This window comes from Undibacterium sp. Ji50W, from assembly GCF_049340445.1.
Lineage (GTDB): Bacteria > Pseudomonadota > Gammaproteobacteria > Burkholderiales > Burkholderiaceae_D > Undibacterium.
The window spans coordinates 15,304-40,862 of sequence record NZ_JBMPOX010000012.1 but is presented as its reverse complement, the minus strand read 5'-3'; the positions used below and the strand labels follow the sequence as shown (position 1 = coordinate 40,862).

The 25,559-nt window shown below is 50.8% G+C and carries 17 protein-coding genes; 4 read left to right on the top strand and 13 right to left on the bottom strand.

Annotated features, from left to right (window positions below; translation table 11 throughout):
* Positions 1-77 precede the first annotated feature (77 nt).
* The 8 genes from ACO0K9_RS17085 to dgoD all read right to left on the bottom strand — a co-directional run bounded on the left by ACO0K9_RS17085 (position 78) and on the right by dgoD (position 14,079).
* Positions 78-2,429 carry a beta-galactosidase gene (locus ACO0K9_RS17085; RefSeq protein WP_422987056.1) on the bottom strand — a complete coding sequence of 784 codons (2,352 nt, stop codon included), beginning with the start codon at positions 2,427-2,429 and terminating at the stop codon, positions 78-80.
* A gap of 3 nt (positions 2,430-2,432) precedes the next feature.
* A complete protein-coding gene (locus ACO0K9_RS17080; protein WP_422987054.1) occupies positions 2,433-5,204 on the bottom strand; it encodes a TonB-dependent receptor in 2,772 nt (923 codons plus the stop codon).
* A gap of 675 nt (positions 5,205-5,879) precedes the next feature.
* Positions 5,880-6,899, bottom strand: coding sequence for an L-arabinose ABC transporter permease AraH (araH, locus tag ACO0K9_RS17075; protein ID WP_422987052.1), 1,020 nt, complete (start codon positions 6,897-6,899; stop codon positions 5,880-5,882).
* Between the two features lie 40 nt (positions 6,900-6,939).
* Positions 6,940-8,448 (bottom strand): L-arabinose ABC transporter ATP-binding protein AraG, encoded by a 1,509-nt coding sequence (gene araG / locus ACO0K9_RS17070; RefSeq protein WP_422987050.1) that lies wholly within the window; start codon positions 8,446-8,448, stop codon positions 6,940-6,942.
* A 13-nt stretch (positions 8,449-8,461) separates the two neighbouring features.
* A complete protein-coding gene (locus ACO0K9_RS17065; RefSeq protein ID WP_422987247.1) occupies positions 8,462-9,463 on the bottom strand; it encodes an arabinose ABC transporter substrate-binding protein in 1,002 nt (333 codons plus the stop codon).
* A gap of 138 nt (positions 9,464-9,601) precedes the next feature.
* Positions 9,602-12,112, bottom strand: coding sequence for a beta-galactosidase (locus tag ACO0K9_RS17060; RefSeq protein ID WP_422987048.1), 2,511 nt, complete (start codon positions 12,110-12,112; stop codon positions 9,602-9,604).
* 53 nt (positions 12,113-12,165) lie between these two features.
* On the bottom strand, positions 12,166-12,801 hold the full coding sequence (locus tag ACO0K9_RS17055; RefSeq protein ID WP_422987046.1) for a 2-dehydro-3-deoxy-6-phosphogalactonate aldolase: 636 nt from the start codon (positions 12,799-12,801) through the stop codon (positions 12,166-12,168).
* A gap of 129 nt (positions 12,802-12,930) precedes the next feature.
* On the bottom strand, positions 12,931-14,079 hold the full coding sequence (dgoD, locus tag ACO0K9_RS17050; RefSeq protein WP_422987044.1) for a galactonate dehydratase: 1,149 nt from the start codon (positions 14,077-14,079) through the stop codon (positions 12,931-12,933).
* Positions 14,080-14,667: 588 nt separating this feature from the next.
* Here dgoD and ACO0K9_RS17045 point away from each other — a divergent pair.
* Complete coding sequence (locus tag ACO0K9_RS17045) at positions 14,668-15,393, top strand: substrate-binding periplasmic protein (RefSeq protein ID WP_422987042.1); 726 nt, start codon at positions 14,668-14,670, stop codon at positions 15,391-15,393.
* A gap of 77 nt (positions 15,394-15,470) precedes the next feature.
* On the top strand, positions 15,471-15,788 hold the full coding sequence (locus tag ACO0K9_RS17040; protein ID WP_422987040.1) for a hypothetical protein: 318 nt from the start codon (positions 15,471-15,473) through the stop codon (positions 15,786-15,788).
* A gap of 94 nt (positions 15,789-15,882) precedes the next feature.
* Here the strand turns inward: ACO0K9_RS17040 and ACO0K9_RS17035 are convergent, their stop codons facing one another.
* Positions 15,883-16,965 carry an acyltransferase family protein gene (locus tag ACO0K9_RS17035; RefSeq protein WP_422987038.1) on the bottom strand — a complete coding sequence of 361 codons (1,083 nt, stop codon included), beginning with the start codon at positions 16,963-16,965 and terminating at the stop codon, positions 15,883-15,885.
* A gap of 607 nt (positions 16,966-17,572) precedes the next feature.
* Between ACO0K9_RS17035 and ACO0K9_RS17030 the strand changes: the two genes are divergently transcribed.
* The gene (locus ACO0K9_RS17030; protein WP_422987036.1) at positions 17,573-18,190 is read left to right on the top strand and encodes a hypothetical protein; all 618 of its coding nucleotides are present in this window, start codon (positions 17,573-17,575) and stop codon (positions 18,188-18,190) included.
* A gap of 180 nt (positions 18,191-18,370) precedes the next feature.
* A complete protein-coding gene (locus ACO0K9_RS17025; protein WP_422987034.1) occupies positions 18,371-19,282 on the top strand; it encodes a hypothetical protein in 912 nt (303 codons plus the stop codon).
* A gap of 244 nt (positions 19,283-19,526) precedes the next feature.
* On the opposite strand, the gene ACO0K9_RS17020 is transcribed toward ACO0K9_RS17025, so the two are convergent.
* From ACO0K9_RS17020 to preA, 4 genes are all read right to left on the bottom strand, one after another.
* Complete coding sequence (locus ACO0K9_RS17020; protein WP_422987032.1) at positions 19,527-20,783, bottom strand: Zn-dependent hydrolase; 1,257 nt, start codon at positions 20,781-20,783, stop codon at positions 19,527-19,529.
* Between the two features lie 23 nt (positions 20,784-20,806).
* Positions 20,807-22,219, bottom strand: a complete 1,413-nt coding sequence (hydA, locus tag ACO0K9_RS17015) for a dihydropyrimidinase (RefSeq protein WP_422987030.1) — start codon at positions 22,217-22,219, stop codon at positions 20,807-20,809.
* Between the two features lie 238 nt (positions 22,220-22,457).
* Positions 22,458-23,906: an NCS1 family nucleobase:cation symporter-1 gene (locus tag ACO0K9_RS17010; RefSeq protein WP_422987028.1), complete on the bottom strand. Its 1,449-nt coding sequence runs from the start codon at positions 23,904-23,906 to the stop codon at positions 22,458-22,460.
* Between the two features lie 377 nt (positions 23,907-24,283).
* A complete protein-coding gene (gene preA / locus ACO0K9_RS17005; protein ID WP_422987026.1) occupies positions 24,284-25,558 on the bottom strand; it encodes an NAD-dependent dihydropyrimidine dehydrogenase subunit PreA in 1,275 nt (424 codons plus the stop codon).
* Position 25,559: the final 1 nt, after the last annotated feature.

Here is a 25,559-nt window from a genome sequence, read left to right as displayed (position 1 = left end):
GTCTTCGTCGCTGAGACCTTGCTGGAACAATTTTGCGTAAGTCCTAAAAAAAACTGCTATTTTAAACTGTTATTTTATTATTCCCTGACCAATTTATCAGCGACATACATGCGGTATTGCTTGATACGCCCGGTAACCGTGTCAGGCCCCTGGCGCGGCGTGTAGCGCACTCCCGCCACCTCCACCTGCTGACCCAGATCGATGATCAACTGGTGCGGGTGGCCTGCTCCACCAGAAAACGCGGTGTGCCAGTGATCCGACGCTTGCCCGTTGATCGCATTGAGCGCCGAGCCGTCCTCCTTCTTCAACTCCTCGCTGCTAACGTAGGCGATGGTCCACGATTGCTGGTTGATGGTCTTGCCGTCTTTGCCAAGTAGCGAAATCTCGGCAACCGCCGCGTACTGTTTGCCGTCGAAGGCGCTCAGCGACTCCAGGCAGAACTGGCGGCCTTTGACTGGTGCGACGAACAGCACATCCTGGGTCGCACTTCCTGCGGCAAATTCACCCTCCTGCGCCAACATAATGCCTTCCAGCGCCGGCTTGACCGTGCTGGGTGGACGCACCAGGTCCAGCTCCGGATTGAGCTGGTCGAGTATCGGTTCGGTGAGCCCGGCAATACGGGCACTGCGCGGGCCGGTGAGGTCGAGCACCACGATTTCGTTGTGGCCCTTCCTGATCCATGGACCAGGCAGGTACATGGTTTGCGTCGGTCCAATGCTCCAATAGCGGCCAAGGCAACGACCATTGATCCACACGATGCCCTGTCCCCAACTGGACATATCAAGGAAGGTATCTGCCTGCCTGCTGGCCTCGAAGCCGCCACGCCAGAAGGCGGGACCTTTGGCGCGTCCGCGCTTGAACGACAGGGGCGGCAGCACGCCATCGGCATCAAAATCGATGGCGCGGATTTCCCAGTTCTCCAACGTCCGCACGGCGCTGCCCTTTGCCGTGAACGTCACCGGACCATGCAGGCCTTTGCGGTCGTGAACTTCGAGCCCGAAGTTCACCCGTGCGATGGTATACAGCAGAATTTCCACCGTTACGGTCTTGCTGCGCGCTGGCACCGCAACCGAAAAACGGCGATGGCGTGTATCCATTGTTCCCACTTGCTTGCCGTCGACATACACCCAGGCCAGGTCGCGCACTTTGGCAGCGGCCAACAGCCCCGCTGGCCCGGCCGGCAGCTGCACACGATAGGAAACCAGACCGCGACTGATGTCGTACTGTTCGATCGGTACCGGCGATACGGCCTTGATCGCTCGCTGCGGCAGATTGAGCAGTACCGGTGCCGTCTCGGTCAGCACAAACGCATCGATGTGCATGACCGGAAGGCGTGCTGGTGGCTCGGGCAGCACTTCGCCCGATGCCAGGAAAGGACGCATGCCTTCGCGGTAGGCATTGAACTTGGCACCAGTCCATCCCGCTTCGCTGATCGGTGCGTCGTAATCGTAGCTGGTGGTGTCCGGCCGGAAGGGACGGTCGCAGCCGCCCCACAGGCCGAAGGTGGTACCACCATGCGCCATGTAAAGGCTGAACGAGCCATTCGCCTTGAGCATGGCCTGAATGTCGACGACAGCAGACATATTGTCCCCCCGGCGGTGAGGATTGCCCCAGGTGTCAAACCAGCCCGAGTAGTATTCACCGCACATCAGCGGTGCTGCCTGAACTGCAGCGAGTGCCTTGAAACCGCCCGCCGGGTCGCTACCGAAATTGGCAACCGAAAGCATACCGGCCAGATGGGTCTTGGCAACCGCATTGGTGGGGTTGCACTGGAATAGCGGCACGTCGAAACCGGCATCAAGCAGCGTTTGGCGCAGCACGCGCATGTAGTCCAGGTCTTCACCGAAGAAGCCATACTCATTCTCCACCTGGACCATCAGGATAGGGCCACCATGGGTCACCTGCATCGGCCCAAGCACACGACCGACTTCACGCAGATAGCGCCGTGCCGGATCGACAAACGCAGGATCGCGCGTACGCAGGAAAGCGTCGCCAGGATGCTTCTTGAGTAGCCACCACGGCAGGCCACCCATCTCCCATTCGGCGCAGGCGTAAGGACCGGGGCGCAGGATCACCCACAAGCCTTCCTGTTGCGCCAAACGGCAAAATTCCACCGCGTCGCGCTGATCACTCCAGTCAAATTTTCCTTCTCTCCATTCGTGATAATTCCAGAACAGGTAGGCGCACACCGTATTCAAACCCATCGCCTTAATGGCTTTCAGGCGATGGGCCCAATATTCGCGTGGCACGCGTGCGAAGTGCATTTCGCCGCAACGGATCTGGAACGGTTTGCCGTCGATGAGAAAATCGCTGGCACCGACAGCAAAGCGCGGCGCGGCTTGAGCGCCAGCGTGGGTCGGTAACAAGATGCCGCCGGCAACGGCAGCGGCACCTTGCAGCAGACGACGGCGAGGCAGGTTCGCGCGCATCATTTAGAATGCTATCCGCAGGCCAAGGTTAACCCGGCGTCCGACATCTTCCAGGGTAAGGAATTGCGACTCGTTGCTGGCATATTCGTGCATCTTGGAGTTGCTCAGGTTAATGAAGTCTGCGTACAAAGCCATCTTCGGCGTCAGGTTGTAACGCAGGCTAGCGTCGGTCTGGCCATAGGCCGCACGGTTACGCGGCAAGGTGCTGCCGCCACCACAATCAACCGAGAAGCTGTTACGCCAGTTATAACTCATCCGTGCCTGTAATTTGTCATTTTCGTAGAAAACCGAGCCGTTATAGGATTGCGGCGACAAGCCAGGATAACCGCAGGTCGGCACGCTGCTATCGGTAACGGTATCGCGGGTCGCGCTGGCGTCCACATAGGTATAGTTGGCGGCCACGCCGAATCCCTTCAACCAGGAGATGCCATTGTCGAAGGCATACTGCCCAGCCAGTTCCATGCCCCTGATCTTGCCTTTTTGCCCGTTACGAACGCGTGTGTCGTGGACCACTTCAACATACTGGGGAATTTTTATGTCCACCATCCTGGTCTCAAGGAAGTTGGAGACATCCTTAAGGAACAGGGCTACGCTGACGTAGTTGGTCTTCGACAGATACCATTCATACGACAAATCGAAGTTCTTCGACTGCATAGGTTTCAGATAAGGATTACCGCCGCCGGTTTGTACATCGCCATAACGCCCACCGTAAGAATTGTTCACACCCATCTGGCTCAAGGTCGGACGTGTCTCAGTCTTGGACACCCCCAAACGCAGCAGCATGTCGGCAGTCAGGTCGAACTTCAGATTGGCAGATGGCAGGAAGCTGTTGTAGCTGTTGCTGACGGTGTTTGTGCTGGCATCCCCCCAGTTCAGTATATAGGTCGTGTCGTTGGGGCTTTTCACTGCCGACAGCAAAATGCGGCTGATGCCAGTCGAAGCCGAGTTCACATGCACCACACGCATGCCAGCATCCGCCGACCATCCCGCGCCTTCCCATTTGGAGTTCAGGAAGAAGCTCGATACTTTCTCCTTAACGCCCCACATGTCAGGTTTAGTGTAATCGATCGCCATCGGACCATTCGGATACTTGGTTTTATCCAGATACAGTGCCGGATCATTAGATTGCGCCAGCAGCGAAGGCTGGTTCAAGTAATTCATGTAGGCATACGGATCGAAGCGCAGATAGGCGCTCGGAATCTGTGCGCCATTGCCCATGAAGTTATCCATCGGCGTAACGGTGAACAAGGACGAAGGCAAGGCAACGTGATATCCACTGAAGGCATTCCAGGCATCGTTGTTCCACTGCCTCCGTTCCACATCGCGCTGCGAGTAGCCCATGCCGGAATCGATGCCCTTGAAGTAGCCGATCTCGTGATTCCAGGATAAATTGAAACGTCCTTCCTGCAGGTCATCGAGATTGCGGATATCGCCATATGATACGGCGTGGGCCCGCACTGCGGTCGGATCAGCAATGCCGTCGCCGAACACCAGACCGGGGCTGCTGCCAAAGGTCAGCACATCGCCATTCTTCGGCACCATGCCGGCCACAATCCACATATTCGGAGATTTGGAGTTAGTGCGGGAGCTGGAAATATCGCCTTCCAGTTTCAACTCTGGTGCCAGCGCCCATTTCGAGTTCAGGCCAAACGCCTGCGTGGTAGACAGGCGATCGCCACCTTTGACGATCATGTCGTTCGAATTGGCCTCGCCCAGCAGTTGACCGCTACCGGCCAGCGCCGGATTATTTGCATAGAAGATCGAGCCAGGCCGCAGGAAGCTGGTGACTTGGTTGTTGGTGTCGTACTTGACGCCGAGCTGCACGGGATTATTCCAATCGCTGAACGCGATCACGTCATTCTTTTGATCGAGACGCGAATACAGGGCGTCAGCGGTCAGCTTCCAGGTCGGGGATGGACTGTATTGCACCGTCAGATTGCCAACCAGCCGCTTGCGACTTTCATTCTCTTGCTGAAAGCCGTAGCTCTGCGGCATGTAGAGCTTTTTGGTGGTCACATCAGCCATCGTCAACCCTTTGGAGTTGAGATTGCCGTTGATCATAGAAACATCGCGGTAGTTCCAGGCGTCCGTGATAGCCTTGTTTTGCTTGGACGCACGGTCACTATAGGACAGCGAACCGGTGACGCCAAAGGTCCGGTCATCACTGGCAAACGAATACATGCCGCTGATATTGGGTGTATTCTTTTTGGAATTCGAATCGTAGGAGTCCGAGACATTGACCACCGAGGTATGGCCCAGTTTGCCCGATAACGGCCGCGCGGTCTGGATATCCACCGTTGAACCGATACCACCCTCTGGTAGGAAGGCCTGCGACGTCTTGTACACCAGCGCTTTCGAGATCAGGTCGGGGGACAGCAGGTCGAAGGAAAACTCGCGGCCGCCGGTGTCACTGGTCATGGTGCGGCCATTGACCAGTACATTGTTGAACTCAGGTCCCAAGCCGCGCACAGAGATGTAGCGGCCTTCGCCATTGTTGCGCTGAATTTGCACACCGGTGACGCGCTGCAGGGATTCAGCGATATTCGTATCAGGGAATTTGCCTGCATCCTCAGCAGATACCGCGTCAACCACCCCATCTTGCACACGTTTGGTCACCAGGGAAGAGCTGAGGGACGCGCGAATGCCACTCACTGTCACTAGTTGTACTTCGTTTGTAGCTGGCACTGCCGGCTTTTCTTGAGCAAAGGCGGTCGCGCTGATTGCTGGCATCACGAACAAGGCATGGATAAGCCAGCTGATTTTCTTTTGTTTCATTTTGTCTCCATTAATTTTTTAAAGCGCTGCCGGAATAAGGCCAGCGACTAACTCTTTCTAACTCCAGAGCTTTGGCACTCATTTCATATATCGGGATGAGTTCTAATCATCTTATTGATTGACACTATTGCATTCCAATGAATTATTTCGCAAACAATATACGAATTTCATATAGTTAATATGTCGTCGATATATCCGCCAGAGAACTGTTGTCCGACCACCGTTGAGAAAATGATTAACATCAAATCTCATTTTTATTTTTCGATGTCCAAAAACGATAGAAGTGAATGAAGGGAAAGTGAAAAAATAAAGTCATTCAAACGTCGAATGATTTACTTTTTTTTGAATAGCCAGCTATGGGGGAATTGATTCAGACAGTTGGTTTTGTGCGCGTGAAAAAATACACCTTCTTTATTTTCAAGGCGATGACGAGTAACAAAACCGAATGAGGATGGATGTAATAATTAGTGCTACTGCCAATTACTTTGCACGAGCTTTCAGCGCAAATCACGCAAAATATAGAACCTGGTCTGTGCGCCTGGACACAGTCGCTGTTGTTTTCTGGCCTTATTGTCCGGCGCATCCATGCATAAATCTAATTCACATGGAAGTAGTGTCAGCAAACCAGAATCCCAAACACGCTTGCGCCTGGGATTCTGCTCAGGGTATGCTTTTTTAACTGCGCGTACTACGGCTTTTTAACTGATCCAGCAAGACAGCTGCCAGTAAAATGAAACCACGCATCAGGTATTGATAGAAGGCATCGACATTCATCAGGTTCATGACGTTTTCAACCGTACCCATGATCAATACACCGATCAGGACACCGAAAATACGTGCTTTACCACCCTGCAAAGATACACCACCCAAAACACAGGCAGAAATAACGTCGAGTTCAAAACCTTGCGCAGAATTAGGTTGGCCGCTAGTAATGCGCGACGCCAGGATCAAACCTGCGACGGCAGTGACCAAACCCTGCAGCAAAAAAATCCAGACACGCAAACGTTCCACCTTGATACCTGCCAGTCGCGCAGCATCCGGATTGCCGCCTATCGCCAATGTATTGCGGCCAAAGACAGTGTGATTGAGCAAGACCCCAAACACGATGAAACAAATCGCCACCACCAGGACCGGATACGGCAAGCCAAACAGGCGTCCGTCACCAAAACTGATGAAGCTGTCATTTGCAATGCCAACTGCCTGCCCTTTTGAAACAATAAATGCCAGGCCACGCACCATCAGCATGGTGGCCAGGGTCGCTATCAGCGCATTCACGCGCATATAGGCAATCAGGATGCCATTGCCCGCGCCGATCAGCGCACCAGCCAACAAGCCACCGCCGACGGCCAGCGTCACACTTTGGGTATGCTCTAAAATAATCGCCCCCAGCACGCCAGAGAACGCAATGGTCGAGCCAACCGAAAGATCAAAGTCACGCGACGCCAGACACATCATCATGGTGCATGCCACCATGCCAATTTGCGCAACGGACAGCATCAGACCGACAATATTGGCCGCCGAGAAAAAATTCTCTACAGTAAATGCCAGCAACACAAACAATATGGCATACCCGATTGACATGCTTTGATCTACCAGCCAGCGGTTTCTGCGCGTCTGGGCACTGTCGCCGGCAGCATGGTTTTGCACTACTGCTGTTGCGGTGTCTTCAGCAGGTGTGGAACTGAGGGAAGTCATGGAATATTCCTGTAAAAATTAATTTGATTGCCTAATCTAATTACTTATCTGGCAGCGCCAGATCGAGGACCGCTGCCTCGTTTGCCTGCGCACGTTCAAGCTGTCCACTGATGCGCCCTTCGCGCATGACGATGACACGGTCGGATACCCCCAAGACTTCGGGTAACTCACTCGATACGACGATGACACAACATCCGCGTTCTGCAACTTCATGGATGATGCGATAAATTTCATTTTTTGCCCCGACGTCGATCCCCCGTGTCGGCTCATCCAGTATAAGCACTTTCAAATGCGGCTCGGCCAGCCAGCGGGCCAGGATAACTTTTTGCTGATTGCCACCTGATAGCAAGCGAATTTCCTGGTTACGGTGTGGTGTTTTTATTTTCAGTCGTTGTATAAACTGGTCTGCCAGTTCTGCTTCACGCTTGTGACGCAAAAATAATCCGCCCAACAAATCATGACGACGGCAACTGATATTAATATTTTCTGATACGGACGCCTGCGCCAAAATACCTTGTTCTTTACGGTCTTCCGGGCACAACACAATACCTGCATCGATTGCTGCTGATGGTCCCTTGTCAGACACTGTGACGCCATCCAGTGTTACCAGTGCGCCACCAGTCCGTTTGTCGACACCATACAGCAAGCGCATCAACTCGCTACGTCCGGCACCAACCAGGCCAAAAAAGCCAAGTACTTCACCGCCGCGAACGCTGAATTCCTGTGGTTCGGTCAATGATGCGCCTTTCAATCCTTTTACTATCAGGCGCTCGCCACTCAGGGTCCGGGTACGATAATCATAAATATCACTTAAGTCGCGCCCCACCATATCCTTGATCAATACATCACGCGGCACTTCGCTCATCACCGGATGCGTCACAATTTTGCGGCCATCACGGAAAATGGTGCAGGCATCACACAAGGCATACAACTCTTCCAGTCGATGTGAAATATAAATAATCGTGCGGCCTGCTGCCCTGAGATCATGGATCAGGCGGAAAAGAATTTCACTTTCGCGATGAGACAGGCTGCTGGTCGGTTCGTCGAATGCAATCACCTGCGCATCTTGCAGCAAGGCCTTGCAAATCTCTACCATCTGGCGCTGGGCTATCGACAGGTCGCATAACTTGGCCTCCGGGTTCAGGTCAACTCCCATCAGGTTCAGGCGTTGTTTCACCAGGCGACTGGCCTCGGCTTTATTGACGAAACCGAGTCGTTGCGGCAAACGACCAAGCAGCAGGTTTTCTGCAACGCTCAATTCCGGCACGTACTGTAATTCCTGATGAATCACGGCAATGCCCGCCGCGATTGCGTCACCAGCGGAAGTGAAATGGCGTTCACGGCCATCAACAAGCAGATGGCCACCATCAGGCCGATATTGTCCACCGAGTATTTTCAACAAGGTGGATTTGCCAGCGCCATTCTCCCCCAGCAAGCCATGCACCGTGCCGGCATGGGCGTCAAAACTGACGCCATTAAGTGCTTTTACCCCCGGAAAAAACTTGGATACATTGTTAAATTGCAGATACGCTGGCTTCGTGGACGACATGGCAGCGACCATCTCACAGTCCGAAATCGGCGCGCACAGCAGCCTGATTTTGGCGCGTCATCAACACGCCGCTGGTGAATGTCACTGCTGCTGGCAATTTGTTTTCGGTAATCCATTTATACATATTCATGGTCGTCTCATAGCCGTGACGCTTGGAACTGATCAAGACACTGCCATAGAACGCGGTTGGGTTAGGCTTGGCAAATTCATTGAGTGCGGCCTTGCTGCCACCAATGCCGATACCAATCACGGCATCGTTGCGCAATCCACGGCCTTCTGCTGCACGTACTGTTCCCAGCACAGCTTCATCATTCAGGCCAAAGACCACCCAATGCTTGAACTTGGTTTGTTTGGTGAACACAATATTGGCGGCATTAAAAGCACTTTCCGTATCCGTTTTTGCCTGCGCGGCGTCGAACACATTGGCAGCCGGAAGACCCGCCGCCTTCAGCGCATCTGCAGCGCCTTGTGTGCGCTGTTGCGCAGTCGGCAATTGATCAAATGCCAGACGCATCGCCCCGACTTCAGACAGCACCCAGCCACGCGCCTTGATTTCATTAAGCAAACCTTGCCCGACCTGCTTGCCTATGTCATATCCAGAGATACCCATGTGCGGAATTGAGCTGATCGCTTTTCCGCTACCGTCTATGAGTTGATCATCAACAGAGATCACTTTCAGGTTATTGCGCTTGGCGGTACGTTCCACCGCAGTACCCAGCTTGACATCGGGTGCGCAAATCACAAAACCCTGTGCTTTTTGTGCGGCGAGATTGTCAATCGCCGCCATCATTTTTTCACCATTGGGAACACCTATCTTGACCAGGGTAAAACCCTTGTCGTGGGCTGCCTGCTCTGCATAGTGCCATTCATCCTGAAACCATGGTTCTTCTGCCTGCTTGACCAGGAAACCGATTTTCACCGGATCAGCAGCCAGTGCCGGCGAATTCACAGCAAGAGTGCAAAATGCGGCAGTCAGCGTGCTGGCAACCAGGCGGGACCAGATAGTTCGTACCATGCTTGTTTTCATCATTGTCTCTTATTTGTTTTGAGGGAAAAATTTTCAACCATTCCTACATTACCATCATCACCACCACTATCATCAAAAGCGCGTCAGGCACGCTAATAAATATAGTTGTCGACTAACTCAGCGCATTTACTTCGCGCTCAAACGCAACTGATAGACGGGAATAACACGCAAATTGCGCAAGCTGGCGATTTGTGCCCGTCCATCAAACGGAGGGCGATGCTCTTTCGGTAAATAAATTGGCGCGTCAGAACGCAATGGCAGTACGTTTAAGGTCAAGCCCTGATCCAGGGACACACCGAGCGACTTCAAGTTGATTTGCCATTTCTGACCGTTGTAATACCAGTCATCCAGCATGCGTGTGCCAGCAAACAATCGACCGATGTCGCCCACAAAATCGATTTCCAGCAAGGCATCGTCCAAGCCCTTCAACTGTGCTTTGGGTGCCGCTATTTGCCACGTCGCAGCATGGCTGAAGTTTTCAGGAATTGGCTGCATTGCTGCCTTGGCCAGGCCACCTATCATTACCGCAGGCATTTTGCGGGCGGCCCGGGTCTGCTTGATGCTGACGTCAACATTCAATTTTGAGAAGTGTGCTTCAAACACTTGAAACACACCGTCATTCGCTGCCGCAGTCAGCGCCTGATTGGCTGCAGGTTTGCTGACAAGGGCAGGATAAATCGCTACCCTGAAATTTTCTTGCCCTGCAGATCGCAATTGCAAGCTGCCCGCATCAAAATACGCATCTTGTTCACTCATGACCATGCGACGCTGGCCACCCAGCACGCCGATACTCAATTGCTGTACCTGCTCTGGCGTCAGTACCAGAATCGTCACTGGCTTCGATCCCGGACGATTGATTGTCAGTGTTGCCGATGTTCCCGGGGTGATTTTATCTACAATAAGGCGATTAGCTTGCTTGCTCAGTGTGGCAGAGGGTGCCTGCACATACTGCGCCACATCGGCATTAAACGCCAGTTCTACAGGTATGCCCCTGGCGGCAGAAAACACATACAGCACGCCGTCTTTGCCGTTATCCAGGCGGGCTACCGGCTGTGCTGTGGCGTAGTTTAGCAAAGTACCGTCAAGATCCAAATTAATTGGCCATATGAAATAACTGCCATCCGCGACATCAATCGGCTGCTGCGGGAAAACCAGCGTTTCATGCGGCAATTTAACGGAAAACTGCAAGCCGGATTGCACGGGCATTGCATATTGGCGCACGTGGTTGTTCACGAACAGGAAAGCGCTGTCACCCTTGCTTCTTACCGAGAAACGCGGGGTGGTCAATTCTTGGGCTGATGCAGGTACCAGTTCTGGCTTGCGCACTGTCATCGGTGCCAGGCGTGGTCCAAAATCATGCAAGAAATAATGGAATGGGCGCAAGCGCGTCAATACAGGGCGTTGCTGGCCGTCAGGCCCCAGGGGGGCATTAAAGTCATAGGTAATCTTTGGAGTATCGTTATAGCCGCCACTGAGCGTGCTTTCTTCCATCGATGGCTGACTGACAGGGTTGCGTCCGCCGTGATACATGTAATAGCCCATCAGGTTCACGCCGGAACCTAACTGCACAGGCAGCATGGATGCAATATCGTCGGGTGATACCAGGGTACGGCGACGGTACATAGCTGGCAGGCCAGCGCCATATTCGGCGCCTAGGAAAGGGGTGAGTGCAATGTCGGTTTCTGCTGTACCAGGCGCAGTGGCGGCGGTTTGCGCGCCCAGGTCGCCACTGACACGGCTATCGAAACGGAATGCATACGTTTCCTTGGGCGGCAATTCTTTGGTGCTGACGCCCCAGGGTTCATCGGGGTAACCACCAAATACCGGCGTTACTTCACCCGACGGATAAACAGTGCCATCCCAGCCCGTTACCGTATATAAAGGAACATCCATCCCGGCTTTAAGCGCCAGACGTTTGAGCGCCAGGATATGCCCTTCGCCCTCGCCCGGCCCACGCAAATTGTATTCGTTCTCTAACTGAACGCCAACGATAGGTCCGCCGTCTTTCCATAACTGGCCTTGCATTTGTTGCCCTATCTGGGCATACAGGCGTTCAACAAAATGCATGTATTGCGGATCATCGCCACGCGTTGGCATGGCATCCACAACCCAGTCTGGCACACCACCAAAGCGTGCTTCTGCATGCGCCCAGGGGCCAACACGCACCACCACATTCAAGCCAACTTTGCCGCATAATTGAATAAAGTGCCGCAAATCACGATTGCCCTTCCAGTTGAACTGGCCTTCACGTTCTTCATGGTGATTCCAGATCACATAGCTGGCGACAATATCAATACCGGACGACTTCATCTTGCGCAGTTCGGCTTCCCAACTGGCTGCCGGGCTGCGTGAATAATGAAACTCACCCATCACCGGTAGCCAGGCTTGTCCATTGCGCGTCAGGTACTGGTTATTTGCCCCCAGGCGTTCGCCCTTGGGTGACAGTGCAGTACCCATTTTCAGATGACCAGACACTGGGTCCGGGGTTAAGGCACTGGCGTCTATCGTCAGCACATTAGCCGCCTGTGCCTGCGCGCATGCCACCCAGAGTGAGAATAAGGCGATGGCTATTTTTGTACGCTTGCCAGTTGCAGCAGATGTGTTGTTGATACCGTTTTGTCTCGCGTTTTGTCTCACGATTTGTCTCATATTATTATGCATTGCCGTTTCCTTGTTGTAGCCGTCGGTACTTAAGATAGTGCCAGTGCGCTGACAAATTGACGGGCGTGCAGGCCCACGGTGGCAGCGTCCAGTCCTGGTTTGTACAAAGCTGACCCGAGGCCAAAACCAGCAACTCCGGCCTTTAGATAATCGTGCATATTGTCAGGCGTAATTCCGCCCACAGGCAGCAATCGTAATGAAGGCGGCAACACTGCACGCATGGCACGCACAATCTGCGGTGTGATCAATTCAGCCGGGAATAGCTTTACCGCATCAGCACCAGCATGCACCGCTGCAAATGCCTCTGTCAGCGTGCATACGCCTGGTACACAGATAAGACCTTCGTGTTTGGCGGCACGGATGACTGCAGTGTCGGCATGCGGCATCACTATCAGTTGCCCGCCTGCATCACGCACCTGACGTACTGCATCCGTGCTGAGTACAGTACCTGCACCTATCAGTGCATCGGCTGGCAGGCAGCGACTGAGTATCGCTATCGACTCCAGCGCCGATGGTGAGTTCAGTGGCACTTCGATGATACGAAATCCCTCTGTGTAAAGTGTGCTTGCGACGGCTTCAATTTCCGTAGGGCGAATGCCGCGTAAAATAGCGATCAAGGGCAGTTTTGCGAATGCCTGATCAAAAATTGCTGGGGTATTTGTCATTGATTGCTTCCATTATTCAGAATGTTTCTTGCACGCTGTGCTGCGATGATACCGATTAAACCCACATTAGCTAAGGAAGCAACAGGGAAGCAACCGATACATCGCTATTCGCAACCGGGGGGTTGATGCTTACCATTCTGCAACGCTGCCATCAGGATGACGCCACAAGGGGTTACGCCAGTCAGGCGCATTACGACTGGCCTCGATCACGCGCTCTTCATCAATTTCCACACCCAGACCAGGTTTCGGCAAGGCTTTGATATAGCCGTCAGTAATGCGCAAATCTTCGCGATTGATGACGTAATCCAGCAATTCTGCATCCTTGTTGTAATGAATCCCCATGCTTTGTTCTTGCAAGACTGCATTGTGGGCTACAAAATCAAGTTGCAGGCAGGCTGCCAGTGCAATCGGCCCCAGCGGGCAATGCGGTGCCAATGCAATATCATAGGCTTCTGCCATTGCAGCGATTTTGTGACATTCAGAAATACCACCTGCATGTGACAGGTCAGGCTGGACAATGGCAATCCCACCTTGCTCGAACACGCGTTTAAATTCAAAGCGGGAATACATGCGCTCACCTGCTGCCAGCGGTATCGAGGTGCTTTCTGCCAGACGCGGATAATATTCTGCCTGCTCGGCCAGTACCGGCTCTTCCACAAACAGGGGACGATATGGCTCCAGCGCGCGCAACAAGACCTTGGCCATGGGTGCAGCAACCCGGCCATGAAAATCAATGCCAAATTCAATCTGGCTACCAAACGCTTCACGAATTTCTGCAATCCGGCCGACGGCGGCATCGACTGCTGCGGCACTGTCAATCATGCCAAATTCTTCCGTACCATTCATCTTGAAGGTATCAAAGCCCGCTTCGCGCAAGCGGCGAATGTCAGCAATCACGTCAGCAGGACGGTCACCACCCACCCAGCTATAGGTTTTCATGCGGTCACGCACCAGGCCGCCCAGCAATTGATAGACCGGCACGCCCAGCACTTTACCTTTGATGTCCCACAAGGCCTGGTCAATACCGGCCATGGCGCTCATGAGGATGGCACCACCACGATAAAAACTGCCGCGATACATGACTTGCCAGAGATCATTGATGCGGGCCGGGTCCTGGCCGATCAAGAAGTGGGCAAATTCCTGGACCGCCGTTTCAACAGTACGGGCGCGCCCTTCAATAACCGGTTCGCCCCAGCCAACTACCCCTTCGTCGGTCTCAATCTTCAGCAGCATCCATCTTGGAGGCAGTCGATACGTAGTCAATTTTGTGATTTTCATGACGAAATGGCTTAATAAGTGAAGTCATGAGTGTAGGACGGCAGTTCTGATTAAAAAAATGAATTAACTACGCAGAAGTATATGAATTTGGAATAGCAATTCCGGGATTCAGCATTTTTTAAGTCTAGCCATCATTACTTATCATAAAGATACGCATTGTCCAGACTATACCTTCCCCTTATCTGATTGCGTATGAAAATAAAAATATTGACCTGGCTTATGCCTTTACTTAAATAAACCACGCAATGCACATCAATCAGTTCTAGAATCAAGACATATGGAGACTTAGAACCTGCTTACGATCTTACTACGCGAGCGCAATCGGAGTCCACGCGGGGCTCATGTGCTGCTCAAAATGCTCATGTACTACAGTACATTCCGCTTTTTGCGCTGCGTTTTTTGTTACCCTTACTCCCGCTGACGCTCGCTACAGATCGTAAACACGTTCTTAGTGACGAACTTAGAGACAAGCTAAATACAAGCTCGAATACTGGCTTGAATACAAGCCGCAATCAAAGTTTTGTCACAATTAATCTATACGATGCCTGTTCCTCAACCATTCGATGTGAAGGAATTGGAGTGAAAGCAATGTTTACCAATTGGGCAATCTTGCTGACACTTGCCTTGTGCCTGACTGCCAGGGCCCAAACCCCGCTGCATATTGCCCGTATTGAAAAAATTCCGGATCAGTTCGTCGGTGGCGAAATACTCAAAGTCGTCTACAAACGCTTGAATATTCCAATTGAACTGGTTGATCGCCCGGCAAAGCGAGCGCTCATGGAATCAAGTGCCGGTGTGCTGGATGGCGAAGTACAAAGAAACATCCATGTCGAAAGCCAGTACCCCACGCTAAAGATAGTGCGCCCCGCCATCAATTATATTGAGCCTTCGGTATTCTCTGCGAAATATCAGTTCGAGATCAAAGCCTGGGATGACATCAAAGACTATGGTATCGGCATCGTGCGGGGAGTTGGGACATCAGAGGATGGTACCAAGGGCATGAAGACCGTGTATATGGCAAACAACCTGGAGCAACTCATGATCATGCTGTCAGAAAATCGCATGGATGTTGCCGTGTCAGACGCATTTAGTGGTATGGTAGCCATCAAAAAATTACACTTGGAAAACAAAATCAGCTTACTAACGCCACCTCTACAAAGAACCGAGATTTATCATTTCCTGCATGAAAAACACAAAGACCTGATACCCAAAGTCGAACAAGTCATCAGAAGCATGCAAGCCAGTGGCGAGCTGGAAAAATTGCGCAAACAAATTATCGAAAAATACCTTAGCCAGGCAGATGCACAGCCATAATCACCAGAACTCAGTCATTAGAACTTAGTCGCCAGAACTCATTCACTAGAACGTATTTCATCCTCTTCAACACAACCATGAAAAAAAGCATAAAAATCAGCCTCGCCATAGTAGTCATCCTAGCCATCACCATCTACACCCAAATCACCATCTTTGTCGTGCCCCCGATAGGCTTGCTGCCCGAAGGCAAGACCGTCATCATCACCCGCTTTGAAAAAACCGCATTCATTGACAGCCCCGATGCCATGTGCGAAAGAATACAGGATGGCGTCAGCCTGTTTTGTCGCGGCATGATGATGGGTAGCGTCATCAAAAATTCCAAAATCCTCTTGCGCCTGCCTTACAGCCCATGGCTGTATAGCATATCGACCGGTGGCAAGAGCTATAACCGCTAGCAGCATCGATATGCCACAGGTGAGTGGAACCGAAGGCTATGCAGAAGCCGTCGATTTCCTAATAGATAAATGGCAGGCAATTTCTTAGGTTTTTTCATTGAGCCAGTTTCTTTGGCTCAGACCGTCGCTCTTGCTGGAAAAGTTTGCCTTTTAGATACAAAACTCGTCGCTCAAGTAAGTGCCAAGATGCGTAAGCAAAGCATACAGTTATTCCAAACGACAAGGTTGTAAGTTGAAATATTGATATGCCTGGTATCAATGCGATTAGAGATTGCTGAACAGGAAAGGCGTAAATATACATACCATATGAAATGTCGCCCAATGCGTTAAATTTTCTTATTATCCCTGCTGGTACAAATGCCAAATAAATAAGTATATATGCAGCAGTCAATTGATATGCAACAAACAGTACGTCATGGCTTATCAAAGCAGAAATGGCCAGTCCAACAACAATGGGGACGAGTATTCTGAAGGATAGATAAACCTTGTCTTTTAACACCCAAAATGTGGCGCCCATAAAAAACATGAAATCGGTTCTAAGAAGAAGACTTTCTTCGAAATCGTGAAAACGTCGCCATATTAGCAATATGCCAGCAATTACTATATTAATAAAAATAACGTAACCGACAAATTTAGATCTTTGGTTATTTCGAATGCCGCAAACTGACCAGAGCAAGGCCAATACGACATACATTTTTACTTCGTACACCAAGCTCCACAGTGAGCCATTTACCGCTCCTTTGTATGGATTGTTTTCAAATACCCCCGGCAAATAGAATGATATGCCACCGATGACTGTCGAGCATTTGACAAGAAACGAATACGTATCTGGGTGTTGAAAATATAATTTTAGAGGTAGTGACGTAAAAAAAACACCAAGCCCAAAAACAGTTACCAGAGACATCATAATGAGAGCTGGATAAATCCTAAGGACTCGACTCCAAAAATATTCAGAGATGCTTTTACGTGACAGCAGGCTACCTGTAACCAAAAAGCCGCTTGTCACAAAAAATAGGTCTACAGAAATTGCCCCGATAGACATCCCCAGGCTTTGGACTAATGGCTCTGGCTGCCTAAGTAACGCAAAACTGTGCCCAAACAGCACTGCGGAGGCAGCGATAAAGCGAATTATATTGAAGTTATTATCTTTACTCTGGGCCAACCTTGATAGCAACATTAATCTTCTCGATAAATAATTAAATTTGAGAGCGAAATTATATTCGCCAAAACCACTTTGGGAGGAATCACAGCTTTTACGGATCTCGTAGTTGAAATCAGATTTCTACCAATAGATGATCTAGTGTGTTCTCAATATTGCCTACAATTTGGATGCACGTAAGTGATGCCTATATCTGAAGCCCCCAGAGGATACACATTTGGAAAAACCAGGAGAGATAGCCGTCGTAGCACCCAACCCCTAGGTTGCCGCAACTTCGGTTAAAGTAATACCATTTATATAATTTTATTTCGTCAACAATTTCTCGTTTGCATCTAAAGAGTATATGTAGTATTACTTTCTAATATATCTAAAAGCATAAGATAGGACATCAAAATGTTGAAAACTAATTAAACATTAGTATTCAGATTATTTACACATCGCAAATAGTACTTCATTAATTTCCGACAGAAAATAATAAAATTACTCAATATATTCAATACAACTGCCTTATTTAGAGGCTGTTGTTACCCAGGTTAACCCTATATCAAATCAAAGTATCCCTTAACAGGCAGCACTAAATAAAATTATTTTTGGAAACATAAATATCACATTAATAAGTTGTGTTTTGATTAAATTTTCACTAAAGAAACTATTTGACTTTACAATATTTTACAAATATCATCCAAATACACTTGTTAAAAAAACAGGTGGTTTTAATGTAATTTTCGAGTCAACCAAACTGAAAGTGATTATGAAATTATCCAATTTATACAGAGTAGCAACATTGTTAGCATGCTTTACAGCAACAACGGCACATGCTGGCGATTATATCTATAGAGCAATCCTGGCGGATGAAGTTGTTTTTGAAACAAATGACTATAATGAAGCGAGCAGTGTAAACACGCAGGGTCAAATTCCTATTGCATGGCGTTCAGTGGGCAACATTCCTGGCACTACTGTTCCAGTATATCGTTGTGTAATTCCGAACCGAGGCGGCCAACATCATTTCGCATCAAGAGATTCAAATTGCGAAGGTCAGTTGAACGAAGGTATTTATGGCTACGTGTATCTGACAGATGGTCCAGGCAGATTCGCTCTACGCAGAGCTTATTCAAGTAACAACACAAACCATACTAGTAGCCATGCAACGTGGACTTCCATGCCTTCCTCCCCTAGCGCTTTTTGGGATAACTACAGTGTTGAATTTATCCTCGGTTATGTCACGGAAAACTTTCAGCCTTAATTGAATCAACATTGCAAGTATTTCATGTATAGAAAATTGATACATGAAATACTTCAAGTTAAAGCTAGGTATCAGCAACTTACTACATAGCCATGCGGGAATGTTACGTTCATTAAAACCCCATGTCGGTTTGTTTAATAAATTACATATCCCTATCTCAAGACTACGTTAAGGTATTTCGTGAATTATTGGCTAAAGAAAAACCATGTGCTGTACTTGGTTACAGGTCTGATTACCTCATGTATAACAGTGTATGTGCTCAGTGACGGGGATCCGAATACGGTGCCCGAAAAAATTCAAAAAAACAATAGCGTTCCCAAAACTGCTACAGCAATACCCACTAACCTGGCCCCCATACTGCATGCCGAAAAGTGTGTGCCAAATCCCAACAATTCGCTCGTAACCAAGAGTCAACGCCCCCCTTTGAAAGAGGCGAGAGCTAAGATCATTGAAATTAGCGAAAATTCAAGAGGGAATCCACAAGAACTCTTGAATGAATTTAATAATCTTAACCAAAACGATCCACAAAGAGCGGAGCTATATTCGGTCGCGCTTTTTGACTTAGCCAGCATTTGTTTCAGGGCAGCTATTCCTGGCAAGCCGAAAGCCATTCAATATGAGCAACTTGGTTGCAACTTACTACCTTTGGATATGATCAGAAAGCCATTGTCAATTCTAGATCGAAGAATTATAGAAAAATCTATATTGGCAAAAACTTATTATTTAATTAATGCGCTAGAACTGGCACCAATTTACCAACGAATTGGTACCCAAGGGGATATAGAATACTCAAAAGAAATTTTAATGAACGCAGAAAAGTACGGTTTTGAGTCAGCGAAAGAAGGGGCTATTGAAGCAAATTATGTAATGTCGCGCGCCTACAGAGAAGGATTATTTGACAAAAAAGATATGACCAAAGCAGCTTCGTATCTTATTCCAATAGTAGAAAAAAATAGGGGCGAAGCATCCAAGGAAATTCTTAACAAGATAAATTCCACACTAAGTAAGGAAGATCAACAAAATGCCAGGGATATAGCGTCCGGCTGCCAAAGCCGAACTGACTCGAATGTATTTATTAACCCGTTTAATTAAAGAGTATTGACAAATCTAGTTATTTCTCTCTCCTTTTTTGAAAGGAGAAACCAGTTCTTTTCCAAAAATGATGGCCTTTTGAAAATTTGCTAATTACATCACCGCAAAATTAAATCAATACCTTCAAACATTGCACATATTACTTGTCTAACATAGCCACCCAATCACTATCCAGATCATCAGACTCTTATTTTTTAATGGCACTAAAAATAAGAATGCCAATAACATTTGAAAAGACTGTCTATCAAAGAACGATCCCCGCCCTCCCCAACATCGCATGCAACAGCACATTGCACCCCGCCTCCAGGTGTTCCGATTTCGCATCTTCAATTTCATTATGGCTGATACCATCCTTGCAGGGCACGAAGATCATGCCGGATGGGGCCAACCTGGCGGTGTAGATGGCGTCGTGGCCTGCGCCGGAGACTACGTCCATGGTGCTGTAGCCCAGGGTGGCTGTGGCTTCGCGCACGGCGTTGACACAGTCTGGGTGGAAGGGGCATGGGGGGTAGTAGGAGACGCGTTCTACGCTGATGCTGAGGCCGCTGTCCTTGCTGGTTTTATCGACGAAGGCGAGGATTTCATTGTGCATGGTGTCGAGCAATTCGGACGACACGTTGCGCAGGTCTATGCTGAATTTGACTTCGCCGGGGATGACGTTGCGGCTGTTGGGGAATACCTGGACCATGCCGACGGTGCCACGGCCATAGGGCGGATAGCGGTTGCCGATGTTGACGACTTCCTGCATGATTTTGGTGGAGATTTGCAGGGCGTCTTTGCGCAGGGCCATGGGGGTGGGGCCGGCGTGGGCTTCCATGCCGGTGACGATGCAGTCGTACCATGACAGGCCAAGCACACCGGGGACGACGCCGATGACTTTGTCGGCATCTTCGAGTACCGGGCCTTGTTCTATATGGGTTTCGAAGTAGGCACCGATGGGGTGCTGGCCTGGCACTTCTGTGCCTTTGTAGCCTATGCGTGCTAGTTCATCGCCTACGGTTTTGCCTTCGGTGTCTTTGGCGGCATAGGCTGTCTCCAGAGAGAATGCGCCGCAGAATACGCCTGAGCCCATCATGACGGGGACAAAGCGTGAGCCTTCTTCATTGGTCCAGAAAGCGACTTCGATTGACGCTTCGGTTTCTATGTTGTGGTCGTTGAGGGTGCGCACGACTTCCAGCGCGGCCAGCACGCCGTAGTTGCCGTCAAACTTGCCACCGGTGGGCTGGGTGTCTATATGGCTGCCGGACATGATGGGTGGCAGTGCCGGGTTCTTGCCTGCCCTGCGCATGAAGACATTGCCTATCTGATCTATGGTGACGGTAAGGCCAGCCTGTTTGGCCCAGGAGACGACGAGGTCACGGCCTTGCTTGTCAAGATCAGTCAGGGCCAGGCGTTTGACGCCGCCTTTTTGTGTGGCACCGATTTGTGCCAATTCCATCAACGATGCCCAGAGGCGGTCGCCGTTTATGCGTAAATCTTTGCGTAGATTTGCAGTAGACATTTTGAATCCTTTACAGTAAATCTTTATGCGCGCATTTTGTTCAGCGCGTGAAACATGGGCGAGAAGGATGGACGTTTGATATACCGCCCTGCCCCCATCTCTGCCATTAATTCACCTTGTTTGAAAACCAGTTTGCCACCGCTGATGGTGTGCGTTGGTATGCCCTTGACCTGACGCCCTTCAAAGACATTGAAGTCGCCTTTGGAGAATTGTGTTTTAGCGGACAGAGTCTTGGTGCCTGCGGCATCCCACAGGACGATGTCGGCATCTGCCCCTTCGGCAATCACGCCTTTGCGTGGGTAGATATTGAAAATCTGTGCGCAGTTGGCAGAGGTGACCTTGACGAATTCTGATGGTGTCAGGCGGCCAGTGTTGACGCCTGCATCCCACAAGACCATCATGCGTTCTTCTATGCCGCCGCAGCCATTGGGTATCTTGGTGAAGTCGTCCTTGCCTGCGGCTTTTTGGGCTGCGCAGAATGTGCAGTGATCGGTGGCGGTGGTATGCAGATTGCCGCCTTGCAGGCCTTGCCACAAAGCTTCTTGATGCTGGCTGCTGCGGAAAGGGGGGCTCATCACATGGCCTGCGGCCTGAACGAAATCTTTGTTTTTGTAAACGCTGTCATTGACGACCAGATGGCCTGCCAGCACTTCACCAAATACGCGCTGGCCGTGGGCGCGGGCACGGGTGATGGCATCCAGCGATTCTATGCAGGATACGTGAACGATGTATAACGGGGTGTTGAGTACATTGGCAATGGCGATGGCGCGTTGGGCGGCTTCGCCTTCGACCACCGGTGGGCGTGACAGCGGGTGTGCTTCTGGCCCGGTCTTGCCTTGCTTGAGCATTTCTTGCTGCAGCATGTAGACCAGTTCACCGTTTTCTGCATGCACGGTGGGCATGGCACCCAGTTCCAGCGCGCGGGTGAAACTTTTTACTAATACTTCATCATCGGCCATGATGGCATTTTTATAGGCCATGAAATGCTTGAAGCTGTTGACGCCGTGTTCGTTGACGAGTTTGCCCATGTCGGCATGGACGGTGTCATCCCACCACGTCACAGCGACGTGGAAGGAATAGTCACCAGCAGATTTTTCTGCCCAGCCGCGCCAGGTGTTGAAGGCTTCCATCAGGCTTTGTTGCGGATTGGGGATGACGAAGTCGATGATGCTGGTGGTACCGCCCGCCAGGCCAGCGGCAGTGCCAGTAAAGAAATCATCTTGTGTGACCGTGCCCATGAAAGGCAATTGCATGTGGGTATGCGGGTCTATGCCGCCGGGCATGACGTACAGGCCACCGGCGTCGATGATTTCAGCGCCAGCCGGCGCTTGCAGATTGTCGCCGACGGCGAGGATTTTGCCGTTGTCGCAAAGGACATCGGCTTTAAATTCGCGGTCTGCGTTGACGACAGTGCCGCCGCGTATCAGGATGGTCATAGCAGACTCCAGGTAACTTTTAGGAATTATGCAAAATCGTGTAACTTGTTTTTCGTAGGTTGGGCCGATGATCGTAGGTTGGGCTACGATTCACCAGCCCAACACTCGGCCTTCAAAAACGTATACGTTAGTTTAAGCCCAGTGTTGGGCTGATAACCCGTAGCCCAACCTACACATTCGCCAACCTGCGTTCCTGCAACCTACTCCGCGACTTTGCACACTTCCACACATTCAAAATTCAAGCTTTTTTACCACTCATCAAACCCATATACACCACACCGGACAGGGCCAGGCCGACGAACCAGGCGTAGGTGTAGATGATTTTTAATACTTCGGGAATAGCCGGGAAGCTGGCAGGGAAAGCCGCGTTCAAAAAACCCGGGATATTCGGCAAGACACCGATCACGAAGGCGATCACGGCGGCCATGTTCCAGCCATTTTTATAGCTGTACTTGCCTTCATCCTGATACAGGGCATTGACATCAATTTCTGTCTTGCGGATGAAGTAATAATCAATAATCAAAATACCAGCGATGGGGCCGAGCAAGGCCGAATAGCCGATCAGCCAGGTGAAGATATAGCCCTGGGTAGATTCCAGTATCTTCCACGGCATCATGATCAGGGCGATGGAGGCGGTGATATAGCCGCCGGTTTTATAAGAAATCAGCTTGGGGTTCAGGGCCGAGAAATCATAGGCCGGGCCAACCAGGTTGGCGGCCAGGTTGACGGATACCGTGTCTATCAGCAAGATCAGCAAGGCGATCAGCACGGCAACGCCCGTCATGCGGCTGGCCAGGTCTACCGGGTCCCACAGGGCTTTGCCGTACAAGACCACGGTGGCAGAGGTAACGATCACCGCCAGCAGGGCCAGTAAGCCCATGGGTGCAGGCAAGCCTATGGTCTGGCCGAGTATCTGGTCTTTCTGCGATTTGGCGAAGCGGGTAAAGTCAGGAATATTCAGCGCCAGCGTGGCCCAAAAGCCGACCATGGCAGTCAGTGAAGGCCAGAAGGTGGTCCAGAACTGCCCGGCTTTTTTACCGCCTTCGACGAATTGCGACGGTTGATCAAGGATGGGGCCAAAGCTACCAGCCTTGTTATACACCCAGCCCAGCAAGACGAAACAAATAATGATTTTCAGCGGTGCGGTATAGGTTTCCAGCTTGCGGATGGCATCCATGCCGTGGAAGATGTACCAGAATTGTATGGCCCAGAAAATCAGGAAGCAGATCAGTTGTGCGGCATTGATACCCAGACCGGCAATATTTTCACCACCCAGAGGATGGCCAAGCAACACCCCACCAAGGGTATAAATCATTTGCCCGCCAAACCAGGTTTGTATGCCATACCAGCCGCAAGCGACAATGGCACGCATGAGTGCTGGCAAACGGGCACCGCGGACACCAAAGGAAGTACGCGCCAGCACGGCATAAGGGATGCCGTATTTGGCACCGGCATGGCCTATCAGCAACATGGGGACAAGCACGATGGCATTCGCCAGAAACACGGTCCAGACCGCCTGATAACCGGACATACCACCTTCAATCAGGCTGGCAGCCAGGGTATAGGCGGGGATACACATGACCATACCCACCCACAAAGCGGCAAAGTGATACCAGCGCCAGGTACGCTGTGCTTCTGAAGTAGGTGCTAAATCTTCATTCCAAAGTTGCCCGCTTTGTGTCTGCATATACTCTTCTCCAGGTGGAATATTCGAAAAAATTTCAGGTACAAAAGCTGAAGCAAACTTTATTCCAGATACTGATGATGTGCAAACGTTGGTGGAAAATCTAGTCTCTTTTTTTCAAACACGTATGCCTGCATCAATTTTGTAATTATCAAACCTTGGCAGATATCCCCTCCCTTTCAAGGGGAGGGTTAGGGTGGGGATGGGTTTCGGTGAAACTCTATCATTCGCGCCTTTGCTACAGAACCCCATCCCCATCCCAACCTTCCCCTTGAAGGGGAAGGAGCTTTCATCAAGCCATTTTGGAATCACGATCAAAAAATTTTTTACAATCTGCTATCAAAGAATTTATACCCCCACTCCCCTCCAAGTACAAGCAATTATTTCAACACCGCACGCGGATTACGCGGGTCTTGCGTCCAGTTCATATATGGCTTTCCTGTCGCCTGGGGCACCATGGTGATGCACTGTTCTACCGGGCAGGTGATCTGGCACAGGTTGCAGCCTACACACTCTCCCTTGATGACTTCGTATTTACGCGTGCCATTGTCGGCGATCAGTTGCGCGATTGACTGGTGCGATGTGTCTTCACAGGCGATGTAGCAGCGGCCGCATTGTATGCATTTGTCCTGGTCGATGTCGGCAATGACGGCATAGTTCATGTCCAGGTATTTCCAGTCTGTGGTGTTGGCCACCGCCTTACCGGCAAAGTCACTGATGCGCTCATAGCCTTTTTCATCCATCCAGCGCGACAGGCCATCTGTCATTTCCTTGACGATGCGAAAGCCATGCAGCATGGCGGCGGTACATACCTGCACCGAACCTGCGCCCAGCGCCAGAAATTCTGCCGCGTCACGCCAGTTGCCTATACCGCCTATACCAGAGATAGGCAAACCCTTGGTGGCCGGGTCACGCGCAATTTCTGCCACCATGTTGAGGGCAATCGGCTTGACGGCGCTACCGCAATAACCGCCATGCGTGCTTTGTGTGCCGACGATGGGGCGGGCGATCATCTGGTCGAGATCGATAGAGGTGATGGAGTTGATGGTGTTAATCAGCGACACGGCATCTGCACCGCCATTGAAGGCGGCACGGGCTGGTATGCGTACATCGGTGATGTTGGGCGTGAGCTTGACGATGACAGGCAGTGAGCAATATTTTTTGCACCAGCGCGTAATCATTTCCACGTATTCTGGCACTTGCCCTACGGCTGCACCCATGCCGCGTTCTGGCATACCGTGCGGGCAGCCAAAGTTGAGTTCTATGCCGTCTGCGCCTGTGGCTTCAACCAGTGGCAGGATGCGGGCCCAGCTTTCTTCTTCGCAAGGGTACATCAGCGACACGATCATGGCGCGGTCTGGCCAGTCTTTTTTGACTTGCGTGATTTCACGCAGGTTGATTTCCAGGCTGCGGTCGGTGATCAGTTCTATGTTATTGAAACCCAGCACTTCACGATTTTTACCGAAATGGGCAGAGTAACGCGAAGAGACGTTGACCGGTGGTGGATCTTCACCCAGGGTTTTCCAGACCACGCCACCCCAGCCTGCTTCGAAAGCGCGGATGACGTTATACGCCTTGTCGGTCGGTGGTGCAGAAGCCAGCCAGAATGGATTGGGGGCCTTGATGCCAGCAAAATTAATCGAGAGGTCAGCCATA

Coding starts and splice junctions, on each gene's coding strand:
- ACO0K9_RS17040 (WP_422987040.1), top strand. CDS start 15,471: ATGAAAAAAAGCATAAAAATCAGCCTCGCCATAGTAGTCATCCTAGCC.
- ACO0K9_RS17010 (WP_422987028.1), bottom strand. CDS start 23,906: ATGCAGACACAAAGCGGGCAACTTTGGAATGAAGATTTAGCACCTACT.
- araH (WP_422987052.1), bottom strand. CDS start 6,899: ATGACTTCCCTCAGTTCCACACCTGCTGAAGACACCGCAACAGCAGTA.
- ACO0K9_RS17065 (WP_422987247.1), bottom strand. CDS start 9,463: ATGGTACGAACTATCTGGTCCCGCCTGGTTGCCAGCACGCTGACTGCC.
- ACO0K9_RS17055 (WP_422987046.1), bottom strand. CDS start 12,801: ATGACAAATACCCCAGCAATTTTTGATCAGGCATTCGCAAAACTGCCC.
- ACO0K9_RS17020 (WP_422987032.1), bottom strand. CDS start 20,783: ATGTCTACTGCAAATCTACGCAAAGATTTACGCATAAACGGCGACCGC.
- ACO0K9_RS17045 (WP_422987042.1), top strand. CDS start 14,668: ATGTTTACCAATTGGGCAATCTTGCTGACACTTGCCTTGTGCCTGACT.
- dgoD (WP_422987044.1), bottom strand. CDS start 14,079: ATGAAAATCACAAAATTGACTACGTATCGACTGCCTCCAAGATGGATG.
- ACO0K9_RS17035 (WP_422987038.1), bottom strand. CDS start 16,965: ATGTTGCTATCAAGGTTGGCCCAGAGTAAAGATAATAACTTCAATATA.
- preA (WP_422987026.1), bottom strand. CDS start 25,558: ATGGCTGACCTCTCGATTAATTTTGCTGGCATCAAGGCCCCCAATCCA.
- ACO0K9_RS17080 (WP_422987054.1), bottom strand. CDS start 5,204: ATGAAACAAAAGAAAATCAGCTGGCTTATCCATGCCTTGTTCGTGATG.
- ACO0K9_RS17085 (WP_422987056.1), bottom strand. CDS start 2,429: ATGCGCGCGAACCTGCCTCGCCGTCGTCTGCTGCAAGGTGCCGCTGCC.
- araG (WP_422987050.1), bottom strand. CDS start 8,448: ATGTCGTCCACGAAGCCAGCGTATCTGCAATTTAACAATGTATCCAAG.
- hydA (WP_422987030.1), bottom strand. CDS start 22,219: ATGACCATCCTGATACGCGGCGGCACTGTCGTCAACGCAGACCGCGAA.